At 66.1% G+C, this 14,734-nt stretch carries 12 protein-coding genes; 3 read left to right on the plus strand and 9 right to left on the minus strand.

The genetic code is table 11. The features are described from left to right. Positions 1 to 40: 40 nt before the first annotated feature. The 5 genes from ACTJK4_RS03425 to ACTJK4_RS03445 form a co-directional block, all read right to left on the minus strand. Complete coding sequence (locus ACTJK4_RS03425; RefSeq protein WP_004635563.1) at positions 41 to 274, minus strand: Fis family transcriptional regulator; 234 nt, start codon at positions 272 to 274, stop codon at positions 41 to 43. Then, positions 271 to 1,338: a tRNA dihydrouridine synthase DusB gene (gene dusB / locus ACTJK4_RS03430; protein WP_440816016.1), complete on the minus strand. Its 1,068-nt coding sequence runs from the start codon at positions 1,336 to 1,338 to the stop codon at positions 271 to 273. Before dusB ends, ACTJK4_RS03425 begins: the two co-directional genes overlap by 4 nt. Positions 1,339 to 1,533: 195 nt before the next feature. Then, positions 1,534 to 2,817 carry an NAD(P)/FAD-dependent oxidoreductase gene (locus ACTJK4_RS03435; RefSeq protein ID WP_440816018.1) on the minus strand — a complete coding sequence of 428 codons (1,284 nt, stop codon included), beginning with the start codon at positions 2,815 to 2,817 and terminating at the stop codon, positions 1,534 to 1,536. A gap of 3 nt (positions 2,818 to 2,820) precedes the next feature. Further along, positions 2,821 to 4,056 carry a UbiH/UbiF/VisC/COQ6 family ubiquinone biosynthesis hydroxylase gene (locus tag ACTJK4_RS03440; protein ID WP_440816021.1) on the minus strand — a complete coding sequence of 412 codons (1,236 nt, stop codon included), beginning with the start codon at positions 4,054 to 4,056 and terminating at the stop codon, positions 2,821 to 2,823. Further along, positions 4,053 to 5,441, minus strand: coding sequence for an aminopeptidase P N-terminal domain-containing protein (locus ACTJK4_RS03445; RefSeq protein ID WP_440475979.1), 1,389 nt, complete (start codon positions 5,439 to 5,441; stop codon positions 4,053 to 4,055). Before ACTJK4_RS03445 ends, ACTJK4_RS03440 begins: the two co-directional genes overlap by 4 nt. Before the next feature lie 227 nt (positions 5,442 to 5,668). Here ACTJK4_RS03445 and ACTJK4_RS03450 point away from each other — a divergent pair, with 227 nt between their 5' ends. Further along, positions 5,669 to 7,726 carry a putative bifunctional diguanylate cyclase/phosphodiesterase gene (locus ACTJK4_RS03450; protein WP_440816025.1) on the plus strand — a complete coding sequence of 686 codons (2,058 nt, stop codon included), beginning with the start codon at positions 5,669 to 5,671 and terminating at the stop codon, positions 7,724 to 7,726. Positions 7,727 to 7,730: 4 nt separating this feature from the next. Here ACTJK4_RS03450 and murU read toward each other — a convergent pair whose 3' ends face one another. The 4 genes from murU to ACTJK4_RS03470 are packed head-to-tail and all read right to left on the minus strand — an operon-like array spanning position 7,731 to position 10,565. Further along, positions 7,731 to 8,423, minus strand: coding sequence for an N-acetylmuramate alpha-1-phosphate uridylyltransferase MurU (gene murU / locus ACTJK4_RS03455; protein ID WP_232042968.1), 693 nt, complete (start codon positions 8,421 to 8,423; stop codon positions 7,731 to 7,733). A gap of 17 nt (positions 8,424 to 8,440) precedes the next feature. Next, positions 8,441 to 8,767 carry an AzlD domain-containing protein gene (locus tag ACTJK4_RS03460; RefSeq protein WP_440816030.1) on the minus strand — a complete coding sequence of 109 codons (327 nt, stop codon included), beginning with the start codon at positions 8,765 to 8,767 and terminating at the stop codon, positions 8,441 to 8,443. Further along, positions 8,764 to 9,492 carry an AzlC family ABC transporter permease gene (locus ACTJK4_RS03465; RefSeq protein ID WP_260803059.1) on the minus strand — a complete coding sequence of 243 codons (729 nt, stop codon included), beginning with the start codon at positions 9,490 to 9,492 and terminating at the stop codon, positions 8,764 to 8,766. The genes ACTJK4_RS03460 and ACTJK4_RS03465 overlap by 4 nt, the downstream gene beginning before the upstream one ends. Next, positions 9,492 to 10,565 (minus strand): aminoglycoside phosphotransferase family protein, encoded by a 1,074-nt coding sequence (locus ACTJK4_RS03470; RefSeq protein WP_440816033.1) that lies wholly within the window; start codon positions 10,563 to 10,565, stop codon positions 9,492 to 9,494. Before ACTJK4_RS03470 ends, ACTJK4_RS03465 begins: the two co-directional genes overlap by 1 nt. Positions 10,566 to 10,741: 176 nt before the next feature. On the opposite strand from ACTJK4_RS03470, the gene ACTJK4_RS03475 reads away from it, so the two are divergent. Both ACTJK4_RS03475 and ACTJK4_RS03480 read left to right on the plus strand, forming a co-directional pair. Next, the gene (locus ACTJK4_RS03475) at positions 10,742 to 13,171 is read left to right on the plus strand and encodes an LPS-assembly protein LptD (RefSeq protein ID WP_440816036.1); all 2,430 of its coding nucleotides are present in this window, start codon (positions 10,742 to 10,744) and stop codon (positions 13,169 to 13,171) included. Beyond that, positions 13,164 to 14,666: a peptidylprolyl isomerase gene (locus tag ACTJK4_RS03480; protein ID WP_440816038.1), complete on the plus strand. Its 1,503-nt coding sequence runs from the start codon at positions 13,164 to 13,166 to the stop codon at positions 14,664 to 14,666. Before ACTJK4_RS03475 ends, ACTJK4_RS03480 begins: the two co-directional genes overlap by 8 nt. Positions 14,667 to 14,734: the final 68 nt, after the last annotated feature.

Consider the following 14,734-nt stretch of genomic DNA (forward strand, 5'->3'; position numbering starts at 1 on the left):
CCGTCAGAAAGGAAATCGGTTCAAAGGCCGGCCCGCAACCTCAGATGAGGCCGTGCTGCTGCAACTTCTTGCGCAGCGTGTTGCGGTTGATGCCGAGGTAGTCGGCCGCCTGCGACTGGTTGTTGGAAGCCCATTCCATCACGGTTTCCAGCAGCGGCCGTTCAATGGCCTGCAGCACCATGTCGTAGACGTTGGACGGGTTCTCGCCGTCCAGGTCACGGTAATACGCATCCAGGCTGTCGCGGATGCAACGTTCGATCGGGTTGCGGCTCATGCGGCAAGCAGTTCCTTGTTGTTGTCGTTGTTGCCCGTCGTGGGGTGGCCGCCACCGGTGGTCTGGTCTTCGTAGACCAGACGGTCGGACAGCGCACGCTGCTCGTCGAAGAACGCGTTGACGGCCGCCAGCTGGGCCGCGGTGTCTTCGATGGTGTTCATGCGGTGGCGGAACAGGTTGGCCCCCGCCAACCCGCGCGTGTACCAGGCGATGTGCTTGCGTGCGGTGCGCACGCCGGTGTATTCGCCATAGAACGCGTAGTGCTCTTCCAGATGCGCATTCATGATGCCGCGAATCTCTTCCACTTCCGGCGCGGGCAGCAGCGTGCCGGTCTGCAGGAAGTGGGAAATCTCGCGGAATAGCCACGGGCGCCCCTGCGCCGCGCGGCCGATCATGATGGCGTCGGCGCCGGTCACGGCAAGCACGTGCTTGGCCTTGGCCGGCGTGGTGATATCGCCGTTGGCGACCACCGGAATGCCCACCGACGCCTTGACCGCGGCGATGGTGTCGTATTCAGCATCACCGTGATACAGATCGGCGCGCGTGCGACCGTGCACGGTCAGCATGCTGATGCCGGCGTCCTGTGCAATGCGCGCCACGCTCAATGCGTTGCGGTGTTCGCGGTCCCAACCGGTGCGGATTTTAAGCGTCACCGGCACACGATCGCCCACCGCACCCACCACCGCCTCGACAATGCGCTGGACCAGCGGCTCGTTCTGCAGCAGCGCAGAACCGGCGGCTACGTTGCACACCTTCTTGGCCGGGCAGCCCATGTTGATGTCGATGATCTGCGCGCCGCGATCGACGTTGTAGCGCGCGGCTTCGGCCATCATCATCGGCTCGGCGCCGGCGATCTGCACGGCGATCGGCTCGACCTCGCCCGTGTGGTTGGCGCGCCGCATCGTCTTCTCGCTTTTCCACAATTGCGCGTTGGACGCGACCATTTCCGACACCGCATAGCCCGCGCCCAGCCGTTTGCACAGCTGGCGGAACGGGCGGTCCGTCACACCCGCCATGGGCGCGACGAACAGGTTGTTGCGGAGGGTATGCGGTCCGATCTGCAAGGCTGACGAGAAAGACGCGGCTGAAAGAAACGAAAAATCACCCCTTCCGCCCAGAGTCGAACGACGATCGGGCGGAGCGACGGGAGTGAAAAATGCGAGGACGGGATTTTACCGCCAAACCGCCGGATTGCCTAAATGTTGTGCACAAACTATGCGGCAGTGCGGTCGGCGGCCGGGTTCTTGCCTTGGCTGGTGCTAGCGGAACCGTTGCAGGCCGTAGGCGTGGGCGTCGATGAAGGATTTGCGCTCGCTGACCAGATCGGCGATGAGTCGGGCGGTGCCCGGCGCGCCCGTCATACCCAGGTGGCCATGCCCGAACGCGAAGAACACGTTGCGGTAGCGCTCCGAACGGTCGATCACGGGCAGGCTGTCGGGCAGGGAGGGTCGATGGCCCATCCATTGGCTGTCATCCGAGAATCTGAGGCCCGGAAAGAGCTGCTGGCCCTGCTGCATGAGGATGCGGGCGCGGCGGTAATCGGGCGCCGCGTCCAACCCGCCGATCTCCACGGTGCCGGCAATGCGCAAGCCGCCTTCCATGGGCGTGGCGATGAACTTGCGCTCGCAATCCATGATCGGCCGCGAAGGCTGCACGGTGGGGGCGGCCAGCGTGGCGTGATAGCCGCGTTCGGTGTCGAGCGGAATGCGGATGCTGGTGAGCTTAGCCCCCAGCCGCATCGACCATGCGCCTGCGCACAACACAAGCTTCGACACAGGCAGCGTGCCGCAATCGGTGTGCAGCCGCGTCGGGCCGCCGTAGTCGCTTCGGCCGAATTCCACGTCCAGCACCTTGCGGCGCAGGAAGGTGCCGCCAGCCGCCATGAAATTGGCTGCCAGCGTCTTGACGAGCCGTTCCGGGTTGATCGTGAAGCCGTTGTCCGGCAGCAGCAGACCAGATTGGATGTCGGCGGCCAGTGCGGGCTCGAGTTCGCGCGCTTCACCGGCGCTCAGGGCTTGCGAGCGCACGCCCGTGGCATCGCGAATGGACTGCGCCAGCACATCGCCCGACGAACGCGCCAGCGTGCGCCACACATACAGGTGGCCACTCTGGCGGATCAGGCCGTCGTATTGCGCGGCGTCGAGCAGGTTTCGATAACCGGGGAACGTCGCGCTGAAAAGACTCGCCAGCGGCTGCGCAGTCGCGCGGGCTTGCGCCTCGTTGCCTGCGAGCACCCATTGCAGCAGCCAGGGCAACGCGCGCGGCAGATAGGGCCAACGCACCGTCAGCGGACCCATCGGATCGGCCAGCCATTTGGGCACCTGCTTGAGCATGCCCGGCAGCGCCATCGGCACGACCGACGCCACGCTCAAGCAGCCGGCGTTGCCGAACGAGCAGCCTTCACCAATGCCAGCCTGATCGAGCAGCGTGACCTGGTGGCCCTCCCCCTGCAGCTGCAGCGCGCATGCCGTGCCGACAATGCCGGCGCCCACCACGGTGATCTGCTGGCGATCGGCCGCAGTGCTGACCTCGGGAGTCGCCACGCGCTAGCCCCGCTGCCCGAACATCATCTGCCGTGCCAGCCCGTGCTTGAGCGGCGGCAGGCATTCCAGCAGCGTAAGCGCGGCGCCGCGCAGGTGGCCAAACGGCCGGCCCGGCACGGCAAACGCGCGCGGCAGCAAATCGGTCAGGCCGATAGTGACAGCGCGGTCGAACGCGCGTTCGCGCGCGAAACGGGCGAGCGTGGCTGCCGTTGCCCCATCCCGAAGCGCACGCGCCATTTCGAACGCATCGCGCAGGCCAAGGTTGAAGCCTTGGCCCGCCACGGGGTGGATCGTCTGCGCAGCATTGCCAATTGCCGCCACGCGGCGGTCGACCGGAATGCGCTGCGCGTGCAGCCCGAGCGCGAATGTGTGGCGCGGGCTGGCGTGCGTGAAGCGGCCCATGCGCTCGCCAAAGGCAGCGCCCAGTTCAACGAGAAAGGCGTCGTCGGGCAACGCTGCGCGTCGGCGTGCTTCGTCGGGCGCGCAGCACCAGACGAGCGCGTAGCCAGGGCCTTGCGCGTCATCCTGCGGCAGCAATGCGAGTGGGCCTTCGGGTGTGAAGCGCTCCCACGCCCAGCCTTCCAGCGGCGCGCTGCAGCGCACGTGCGCAACGATGGCGGTCTGGCCGTAATCGCGGCGCCGTGCGTGGCCGATACCGCCTTGCTGCTTGCGTGCGTCGTCGAACAAGCCGCCTTCGGCCTGGATGACGACTTCGGGTTCGATGGCCAGCGGATGACGCCCTTCGCGTAGCGCCCGCACGCGTGCCGGGGCGACGGTGCCGTCTGCACGCGGCAGTTGTTCGACGCGCTCCACGGGCGTGTGGTCGTAGCGGGTGAGGCGGTTTGGGTGGCGCTCGATCTGCGTGCCAAGTGCGGCGTTGAGCGCGGCGCTCAGGTCGCCGTATTGCACGACGTGGCCGAGCGCCGGGACGTCGTAGTCTTCATGGCGGATATGCGCTTGCCCGAAGTGGCCGCGTTGCGAGACGTGGATGTGCGTAATGGGCGTGGCGCGCTTGGGCCACCCGCCAATCTCCTGCAGCAGCACGCGCGAGCCATGCGAGAGCGCCAACGAGCGCGGGTCTCGCGCGGCGGCTTCAGCATCGCGCGCATCGAACAGGGCGATGCGCCAGTCGGTGTCGCGCAGCAACCAGTTGGCCAGCGCCAGCCCGACGGGCCCGGCGCCGACGATGGCGACGTCGAAATCCGGCACCGCGCTGCTTGCTGTGATGCTGTCGGTCATGCCTGGCTCCGCATCACCAGTTCGATTTCGTCCGGGGCCACGGGCACGTCGCGCGTGATGATTTCGCAGCCTTCGGGCGTGACGATGGCGTCGTCTTCAATGCGGATGCCGATGTGCCAGTACTGTTCCGGCACGCCGGGCGCGGGGCGCACGTAGATGCCGGGTTCGACGGTCAGCACCATGCCGGCTTCCAGCGGGCGCCACGGGCGTTCGCCTTCTGCAGGCGCGGCGGTGCCGGGTGTGCGGTATTCGCCCACGTCGTGCACGTCCATACCGAGCCAGTGGCCAGTGCGGTGCATGTAGAACTGGCGGTATTGGCCACCGGCGATCACGTCGTCAAGCGTGCCGACCGTGTTGCGGTCAAGCAGGCCGGTGTCGAGCATGCCTTGCGCCAGCACGCGCGTGGCGGCATCGTGCGGCACGTTATACGGCACGCCCGGGCGCGTTTCGGCCAGGGCGGCTTCCTGCGCGGCAACCACAAGCGCATACAGCTCGCGTTGCGGGCCCGTGAAGCGGCCGTTCACCGGGAACGTGCGCGTGATGTCCGATGCGTAGCCGTCCAGCTCGCAGCCGGCGTCGATCAGGCAGAGATCGCCGTCGCGCAGTTCGGCGTCGCCGGCGCGGTAGTGCAGCACGCAAGCGTTGGGGCCAGTGGCAACGATGGAGTTGTAGGCGACGCTTTGCGCACCGTGGCGGCGGAATTCGTAGAGCAACTCGGCTTCGAGATGATATTCACGCAGGCCGGCACGTGAAGCCTGCATGGCGCGCACATGCGCTCCCGCGGAGATGCGGCCGGCACGACGCATGATGTCGAGCTCGCTCGGGTCTTTGAACAGGCGCAGCTCGTCGAGGATGGCGCGCACGTCCAGCGCCTGGTGTGGCGACGACACACCTGCGCGGCCTTGCATGCGCACCGCGTCGAGCCAGCGGCGCATGCGGCGGTCGAACATGCCGCTTTCAGCCAGCGGATAAGCGACGGCCGCAGCGTTGGCGAGCAGCTTGGGCAGCGTTGCGTCGATCTCTTCCACCGAGTGCGCCTCATCCAGGCCGAAGGCTTCCTTGGCGGCTTCGGGGCCGAAGCGGAAGCCGTCCCAGATTTCGCGCTCTTCATGCTTGGGGCGGCAGAACAGCACGCTGCGCGCGGGGGCGCTGCCAGCGGGGACCACGATGGCAAGCACCGCTTCGGGCTCGGTAAAGCCGGTCAGGTAATAGAAGTAGCTGTCGTGCCGGTAGGGGTAGTCGCTGTCGCGGTTGCGCATCGCTTCGGGTGCGGTCGGCACGATGGCGACGCCGCCATTGCCACCCGATGCCGCGCGCAGCCACTGCACGACGCGCTCCCGGCGCTGGCGATAGGTCTGGAGGAAAGCGAGTTCGGTGGCGGACATAGCGTGTTTTCCGGCAGCAGAAAGGATGCGTCGATTGTAACGCCGCGCCCGGCGGGCATTCGGAGGAGGGGCATTGCCACACCCGAAAGGAGACTTGTGCGCTGCGGACGGCCTCTCCTAAAGTCTCGGGCGGCCGCCGCCGTTAATACTGACCTGTTTTGCATCCCGGTTGCGACCTCCGCCTGCAGTGGACTGGCCGCATTGGATCGGCCTGCCCAGGAGAACCGATGCTCGCCAGCAGTTACAACCCTCTTCTTGTCCTGCTTTCCCTCTTCGTGGCCATCCTGGCGTCATATACGGCGCTGGATATGGCAGGACGTGTCGTCACGGCGCAAGGCCGCGCAGCGTCGTGGTGGCTCATCGGCGGTGCATCGGCAATGGGGCTGGGTATCTGGTCGATGCACTTTGTCGGCATGCTGGCGCTGAACCTGCCGATCCCCGTTGGATATGACGTTGGCATCACGCTGACCTCGCTCGCTATCGGCATTGGGGCGTCGATGTTTGCGTTGTGGCTGGTGAGCCGGCGTGAATTGCCTTGGCCGCGCCTAGCGGGCGGTGCGCTGCTCATGGGCGCGGGTGTCGCGGGCATGCACTACACCGGCATGGCCGCGCTGCGCATGAACCCCGGCATTCAATACAACCCCGCGAGGTTTGCGCTGTCGATCGTGATTGCGGTGCTGGCCTCGGGCGTGGCGCTGTGGATCGCGTTCCGCCTGCGGCGGCAGGCGCGGCGCGTTCGTGCACTGCGTGCCGGTTCGGCGGTGGTGATGGGCGTGGCCATCGTCGGCATGCACTACATGGGCATGTCGGCGGCCGCGTTTCCATTCGGCAGTGTGTGCGGCGCTGCGCACACCGGGGCGAGTGCCGAATGGCTGGCGCTGGTCATCATCATCGTGACGCTGGCGGTGCTGGCCATCGCGCTCATCATCTCGGTGCTCGACTTGCGCATGGAAGCGCGCACCGCCTTGCTGGCGAACTCGCTGGCCGCGGCCAACAAGGAGCTGGCCTACCTTGCGCTGCACGACAACCTGACCAAGCTTTCCAACCGCGTGCTGCTGGAAGACCGCCTGACCCAGGCGATCCGCACGGCTGAACGCGAGAAGCGCCGCTTCGCGCTCATGTTCATGGACCTGGATGGCTTCAAGTCCGTCAACGATGTCTATGGCCACCACGTGGGCGATCTGTTGCTGATCGATGTGGCGCAGCGCATCGGCGCGCGGGTGCGGCAGCAGGACACCGTCGCGCGCGTGGGCGGCGACGAATTCGTCGTGCTCGCCTATGTGGACGATCCGGAAGACGCTGGCACCCTGGCCGGAGCGCTGCTGGAAGTGGTGCGCGAGCCCTTCATGGCGGGCGGTCACGAGTTGCGTGTTTCCACCAGCATCGGCATTGCGATCTATCCGGGCGACGGCGGCAACCAGCACGATCTCCTGACCAATGCCGATGCGGCGATGTACCACGCGAAGGGCCTGGGCCGGAACGCCTACAGTTTCTTCGAGCCGTCGATGAACGCCGACGTGCATCAGCAGTTGCAGCTCGTGCAGGACCTGCGCCGCGCGGTCGAGCGGCACGAACTCGTGCTGCATTACCAGCCCAAGTTCAACGCGCCCAACGGGCCGATCATGGGCGTGGAGGCGCTGGTGCGCTGGCAGCATCCGCAGCGCGGCCTGGTGCCCGCCGACGAGTTCATCCCGCTGGCCGAGAAGACCGGGCTGATCGTGCCGCTGGGCGCATGGGTGCTGGACGAAGCCTGCCGCCAGATGGCGCAATGGCACCGCGAGGGGCGCACCGGCTGGACCGTCGCCGTGAATCTCTCTGCGTTGCAGTTTGGCCATGTCGCGCTCATCGACACCGTGCGCGACACGCTCGCGCGCCATGCGCTGGACCCGCGCAGCCTGACGCTGGAGATTACGGAATCGACCGCCATGCGCGACGTCGATGCGAGTCTGCAGATCCTGCAGCAGCTCGATGCGATGGGTGTGCGGATTTCGATCGACGATTTCGGCACCGGCTATTCGAGTCTGCTGTATCTCAAGCGCTTGCCTGCCAGCGAGCTGAAAATTGATCGTGGCTTTGTGCGCGACCTGGCGCACGACACGGAAGACGCGGCCATCGTCTCGGCGATCGTGGCGCTGGGCCAGACGCTGAACCTGCGCATCGTCGCAGAAGGTGTGGAGACGGCCGAGCAGCAGGCGTTTCTGACGCGGCTCGGTTGTCACTCGCTGCAGGGCTACTTGTTGGGCCGCCCGATGACGGCGGAATCGCTGAGCGCCGCGATGGCGTAAGTGCTTAGCGCGACGCGACTTCCGCGTCGAGCGCGGCCAGTTGCGCTGGCGTCCCGACGTTTTCCCAGCGCCCGTCGAAGCGCTCGCCGGTGGCGCGGCCTTCGGCGATGGCCTGGTGGTACAGCGGCGTCATCGCCAGCCGCGTACCGGGCGCGATGCCGGCAAACAGGCGCGTGTCGTACAAGCCGATGTTGCCGAACGTGAGACGCTCGGGGCCTTCGGCGTGGAGTGTGCCTTGGTCATCCAGGGCGAAATCGCCGCGCAGGTGATAGGGCGGATTGGGCACCATCACCAAATGCATGCTGGGTGCCGCTTGCGCCGCCATTGCGGGCGCACGGTCGCATAGCACGGTGTAGTCGTAATCGCAGAACACATCGCCGCTGACAGCAATGAATACGCTGTGCCCATCGCCGGCATGCAGCAGCGGCATCGCCTGGGCGACGCCGCCTGCCGTTTCCAGCGCTTGCCCTTCCGGTGAATACGCGAGGCGCACGCCCCACGCGCTGCCATCTCCGAGCGCGGCTTCGATCTGCACGCCGAGCCACGCGTGGTTGATGACAATGTCGCGCACGCCGGCTGCAGCCAGGCGCTCGATCTGCCAGACGATCAGTGGTTTGCCGCCCACGTTGAGCAGGGGCTTGGGCGTGTGGTCGGTCAGCGGACGCATGCGGTCGCCACGGCCCGCTGCAAAAATCATGGCGCGCGTCGTCGAATTCAAGCCATCACCTTCATGAGAATCAGCAGCACAGCCATGCCGCCGACGATGGTCCACATCGCGCTCTTCGTCACCCGTGCGATGACGATGGCGACGAGGCCGGCAAGCAGGCGCGGGTTGTCGACCGACACCGCGAGCGCGCCGTCGCGCATCAGCAGATCGGGCGCGATCAGCGCGGTCAACATCGCGGCCGGCACGTAGGGCAGGGCGCTGCGGAACCACATCGGCAGGGTCATGCGCCCTTCCAGCGCGATGAACGATAGGCGGATCAGGTAGGTGGCCGCGCCGGAAATCAGTAACACGCCTAAGAGGATGAGGGCTTTCATGCGGTGGCCCCCTTGTCGGACGGTCGGGCGAGCAAGCGCTCAACCAGCGCGCCGACGGCGATGCCCACACATGCCGCGCTCATCAGCCCCAGCTTGTGCGGCCAGCCCGTCCAGGCCACGGCCAGCGCGGCGCCGGTCACGGCAGCGGCCAGCTGGGCACGCGTGCGCAGCGCCGGCACCACGATGGCGATGAACGTGAGCGGCAGGAAGAAATCAAGCGGCCACGAGGTCGGCACCTGCGCGCCCAGCACCACGCCGACGATCGTCGACGCCTGCCAGCTCGACCACAGCGCCACGCCAGCGCCAAGGAAGTACCAGTGGCGGTAAGCGGCTTCCTCGCTGCCAGGCTGCGCGGTGACAACGCGGCGGTTCATGGCGGCGAACGCCTCGTCGGTCAGCAGATAGGCGATCAGCCATTTCCAGCGGCGTGGCAGATGCGCGAGCGCCGGCGCGATGCTGGCCGAATACAGCGCATGCCGCAGATTCACCATCGAGACTGTCGCCGCAATCACCAGCGCGGGCGCGCCACCGGCCCACAACTGCACGAGGATCATCTGCGAGGCGCCACCGAAAACGATGGCGCTCATCACCACGGCAAGCCACGCGGGCATGCCGGCGGACGTGGCCAGCACGCCGTAGATCAGGCCGAACGGCACCACACCCAGCAACATGGGCGCGAGTGCCAGCATGCCGGCGCGAAACTCGACGGCGCGGGAGGAGGCCATCAGAACGTATAGCCGATCTGCTGCGCGCGATCTTCGAGTTGATCGAGCAGGCGGGCCAGCGGCGCCAGCGCGTTGTAGCGGCTGCATACACGGCGCAGGTAGGCGATGAAGCGCGGAGTGTCTTCTACGTAGCCGGTCTTGCCGTCGCGGTAGCGCAGGCGCGCGAAGATGCCGGCTACCTTCAGATGGCGTTGCGCGCCCATCCATTCGAGCGCGCGGTAGAACTCGCCGAAGTCGTCGTCCACGGGCAGCTTGGCGGCGCGGGCCGCTTCCCAGTAGCGCACGGCCCAATCGAGCTCCTGCTCTTCGTCCCACGACAGGAAGGCGTCGCGCAGCAGCGAGGCGGCGTCGTAGGTGATCGGGCCGTAGACGGCATCCTGGAAGTCCAGCACGCCCGGCTGCGACGGGTCGGCCGCGTTGATCATCAGGTTGCGCGGCATGTAGTCACGGTGGACGTACACGCGCGGCTGGGCCAAGGCGCTGGCGACCAGCAGCTTGAACACCTTGTCGAGCGATTCGCGCTGCGCGGCGTCCAGCGGGCGTTGCAGGTGGCGCTCGACATACCAGTCGGGAAACAGCGACAGCTCGCGGCGCAGCAGCACTTCGTCATACGGGGGAAGCTCCCCCTCGCGTGAGGCCAATTGCCAGCGCACCAGGGTATGGATGGCCGGGCGGAACAGCGTGTTGGCGTAGGCGAGGTCGAAATTGCGCTCGCGCAGCGATTGCAGATACGTTTGCGGGCCCAGATCGGTTAGCAGCAGGAAGCCCTGCGCGAGATCCTGCTCCAGCACCTGAGGTGCATGCACGCCGGCCTCATTCAGCAGGCCCGCCACGTGGACAAACGGGCGGCAATCTTCCTGCGGCGGCGGGGCGTCCATGACGACCAGCGTGCCGGGTTTGCCACTGACTGCGCTGTCCAGGCGGAAATAGCGGCGGAAGCTGGCATCGGCCGAAGCGGGTTGCAGCGTGTCGATGCGCAAGCCGTGGGCGGCGGGCAATGTGCCGAGCCAGTCGCGCAGTTGGTCAAGGCGTGCGTCGGTTGCGCCTGCTGCGGCGCCAGGGGTCGAAGCCATGCTGAGAGAATGCTGGAATGAGGCTGGAAGGAAGCCCCGTATAATACCCGACCGAGTTTCGCCGCGAGCGAGCGCCGGCCCTGTCCAGGCCGCGTCCGGCGGCGGGATTGATCGCAGTACTGACTGATTTTGTGCCTGTGCGTGCCGTTGCGCGCGCGGCCCTGTTCCCGATCTGCATGACCGAACCGAACCGAGCCAGGAAAAACCGGCAGCGCGCTGCTGTTGCCGCGCCCGATCAGCGGCCCGCCAACCGGCGTGGCACGCTGGCATTGCGCCCGCTGGTATTTGCGGTGGCCGGTGTCTGGACAGCGACGTCCGCGGCGCAGAGCGCGGACACCACGCAAGCGACGGCGCCTGCTGTCACCCCGGCCTCGTCGGTTACAGCCTTGGCCACGTCCGGCCCGACCACGCCCGGCGGCAGCCCGCTGGTGCCCAAGATGGCCGAGCCTGTCCAGCGCCCGGACAACACCGTCCCCACATTTACCGCGGCCGACAAGATGGACGGCCGCACCAACGAAGACATCCACCTGCGCGGCCATGGCGAACTGCGCCGCAACGGTTCGGTGCTCAAGGGCGACACGCTCGACTACAACCAGGACACCGACGTTGCCACCGCCACCGGCAACGTGCGCCTGTTCAAGGGCGGCACGCTCGTCACCGGCCCGGACGCCAAGCTCAAGGTCACGGCCAACGAAGGCACCATCAGCACGCCCACGTACGAGTTCCACACGACCGGCGGGCACGGCACCGCAGACCGCATCGATTTCATCGACAAGGACAACAGCCGCATCACGCGCGGTACGTACACTACGTGCTCGCCTGACAACGTCGACTGGTACTTCAGCGCAAGCCGCATCGACATCGACAGCGACCGCCAGGTCGGCACTGGCCGCAACGGCGTGCTGCACTTCTTCGGCGTGCCGGTGTTTGCCGCGCCGATCATGGACTTCCCGCTCAATGACGACCGGCGCAGCGGCTTCCTCGCCCCGGTGTTCGGCTACAACAGCCGCAGCGGGACAGACATCACGCTGCCGTACTACTTCAACATCGCGCCGAACCGTGATCTGACGTTGTACCCGCGTCTGCTGAGCCAGCGTGGCCTGCAGCTTGGCGCCGAGTACCGTTATCTCGGTACGTCGTACAACGGCGTCCTGCGCGGCGAATTCCTGCCCGATGATCGTGAGGCGGGTCGCAATCGTTGGTCGATTTCGGCATTGCACACCCAGCGCCTGGCGCCTGGCCTGACCGGCTACATCAACTACAACAAGGTCTCCGATAACACCTACCCGGATGACCTGGGCCGCAGCATCGTCACGGCGACGCAGCGTCAGTACACCCAGGAAGGCGGGGTGATTTACTCGTTCGGCGACTGGGTTGCGACGGCGCGTGTGCAGAAGTTCCAGACGCTGTCGACCGCCACAACGCCACTGGCAGCACCGTATGAGCGACTGCCGCAGCTGAGCCTGACCTATAACAAGTACGACCTTGGCGGCTTTGACGTTAATTTCCTGACCGATTACACCCGGTTCTCGATCCCAACGGCCAATACTGTCCAGGGCGAGCGGCTGTTCATGCAGCCGACGATCAGCTACCCGATCATCCGTCCGGGCTGGTACGTCACGCCGAAGTTCATTCTGAACACCACCGCATACCGCCTGGATCGTCCCGCAGGCGATACGCAGGACACGCAGATCAATCGCACGCTGCCCACGTTCTCGCTCGATTCGGGCATGACCTTTGAGCGCGATGCGCCGCTGGTCACCAAGCTGTTTGGCGTCAACTACATCCAGACGCTGGAGCCGCGCGTGTTCTATGTGTACACGCCGTATCGCGATCAGTCGCAGATTCCGTTGTTCGATACCGGTCAGTCGGACTACAACCTCGGCCAGATCTTTACGGAGAACCCGTACACCGGCTATGACCGCATTGCCGACAACAACAAACTGACGGCGGGCGTGACCACGCGCTTCATTGAGGCGGAGTCAGGCATTGAGCGCTTGCGGGCCACGATCGCGCAACGCATCGATTTTGAAGGACAGCGCGTGACGCTGGCGGGGGCGGCGCCGACGTCGGTGCGCCGCTATTCGGACCTTCTGGGCGCGACCACGATCCAGATGTTCCGCGGCATCTTTTTCGATACGAACCTTCAGTACAATCAGGACATCGACCGCATCATGCGCTCGACGGTCGCGTTCAGCTGGAAGCCGGAAGCCAACAAGGTGATCAACCTGGGCTACCGCTATTACCGGCAAGATGCCAATACCGGCCAACTGCCTCTGGAACAGGCCGATATCTCAACGCAGTGGCCGATCACACGGCGCCTGTACGGTCTGGGCCGCATCGGTTACGACCTGGATGCGCGCAAGCCGTCGGATATGCTGCTTGGCCTCGAGTATGTGGCGGACTGCTGGGTCGGCCGACTGGCGGTACAGCGCTACAGCAATGCGGTTTCGGGCTATACGACGCATATCTTTGCCCAGATCGAATTCAAGGGTTTGTCGAAGGTGGGGAACAATCCGATCGACGTGATTCGTCTGAACGTGCCCGGCTACCAGCCGGTGACCGCGCAGCCGATCACGCCGTCCGTGCTGGATCAATATGAATAACGACATCATGGCTTTCCAATCGACCGCTTTCGCCACGCGTGTGGCTCCTCTGGGCCGCTTGCGGGTTGCTACCGGCGTGCTGGTCGCGCTGATGGCGGGGACCACGCTGTCGCCAGCCGTCCACGCGCAGCAGGCGCAATCGGCAAAGAAGAGTGCACCGGTGCGCGGCATCTTCGCCAACCCGGGCTCGTCGCCAAGCCAGCCGCTGCTGCAGGGCACGCTGCCCGAGCCGACGGTTCCGGGTGCGCCGCGCAGCCAACTGGTCGACGAAGTGGTGGCCGTGGTCAACACCGACGTCATCACGCGTCGCGAACTGCTGAACCGCGCGGATCTGGTGGAGCGCACGTTCCGCGCACAGAACCGTCCGCTGCCGCCGCGCGCCGATATGCTCGGTGAAGTGCTTGAGCAACTGATCCTGGAGCGCGTGCAGGCGCAGAGCGCCAAGGAAAGCGGCATCCGCGTGTCCGACGCCGATGTGGATCGTGCCGTGGAAAGCGTGGCCCAGCGCAACAACCTGTCCGTGCCGCAGCTCAAGAGCAAGCTGAAGGATGCCGGCATGACGTACGACAAGTACCGCGACGACCTGCGTCAGGAAATCCTGTTGGCGCGCCTGCGCGAGCGCGAGGTCGACTCCAAGGTGCAGGTCTACGACGGCGAGATCGACAACTATCTGGCGCAGCAGGGCGGCGGAACGGCCCTGGCTGGCGAGCAGCAATACAACGTCGCGCAGATTCTCGTGCCGGTCGCGGAAGGCGCCACGGATGCGGAGAAGGCTGCAGCGCGCACCAAGGCCGAAAGCCTGCTCAAGCAGGCGCAGGGCGGCGCGGATTTCGCCAAGCTCGCGCGTGACAATTCGGGTGCGCAGGATGCATCGCAAGGCGGCGAGCTTGGGCTGCGTCCGATCGGTCGCCTGCCGGCTGTGTTTGCCAACGCCGTGGTCGACATGAAGGCGGGCCAAGTGGCGAGCCAAGTGGTCGAAAGCCCGGCCGGCTATCACGTGATCAAGCTGTTGGAGAAGCGCGCACCGAGCACCGCAATTGCCGCCAAGGTGCAGCAGACGCAAGTGCGCCACATCCTGATCAAGACCGGTCCGACGATGTCTGCGGACGACGCGCGCCGCCAGTTGGCAGGCCTGCGTGACCGCATCGTCCACGGCTATGACTTTGGCGATGCGGCGCGCCGGTATTCGCAGGACGGTTCGGCCGGTGCAGGTGGCGAGCTGGGCTGGGTGTCGCCGGGCCAGCTGGTGCCGGAGTTCGAGCAGGCGATGAACCAGCTCAAGCCGGGTGAGGTGTCGCAGCCGGTGCAGAGCCAGTTCGGTGTGCACCTGATCCAGGTGGAAGGCCGCCGCGAGGCAGAAGTGTCGGGAGACCGCGAGCGCGACTACGCACGCTCGGTGATCCGCGAGAAGAAGGTGCAGGCCGCCTATGAGGATTGGCTGCGTGAGCTGCGCGACTCAGCGCACGTGGAATACCGCGTGAACCGCCAGCAGTAAGCTACGGATATCCGCATCGCTCACGGCCGCCTGCGGGCGGCCGTGGCGTTTCTAGATCGACCGGAAAA

Origin of the sequence: Ralstonia sp. 22111 (genome assembly GCF_052045895.1) — a bacterium.
GTDB classification, from domain to species: domain Bacteria; phylum Pseudomonadota; class Gammaproteobacteria; order Burkholderiales; family Burkholderiaceae; genus Ralstonia; species Ralstonia wenshanensis.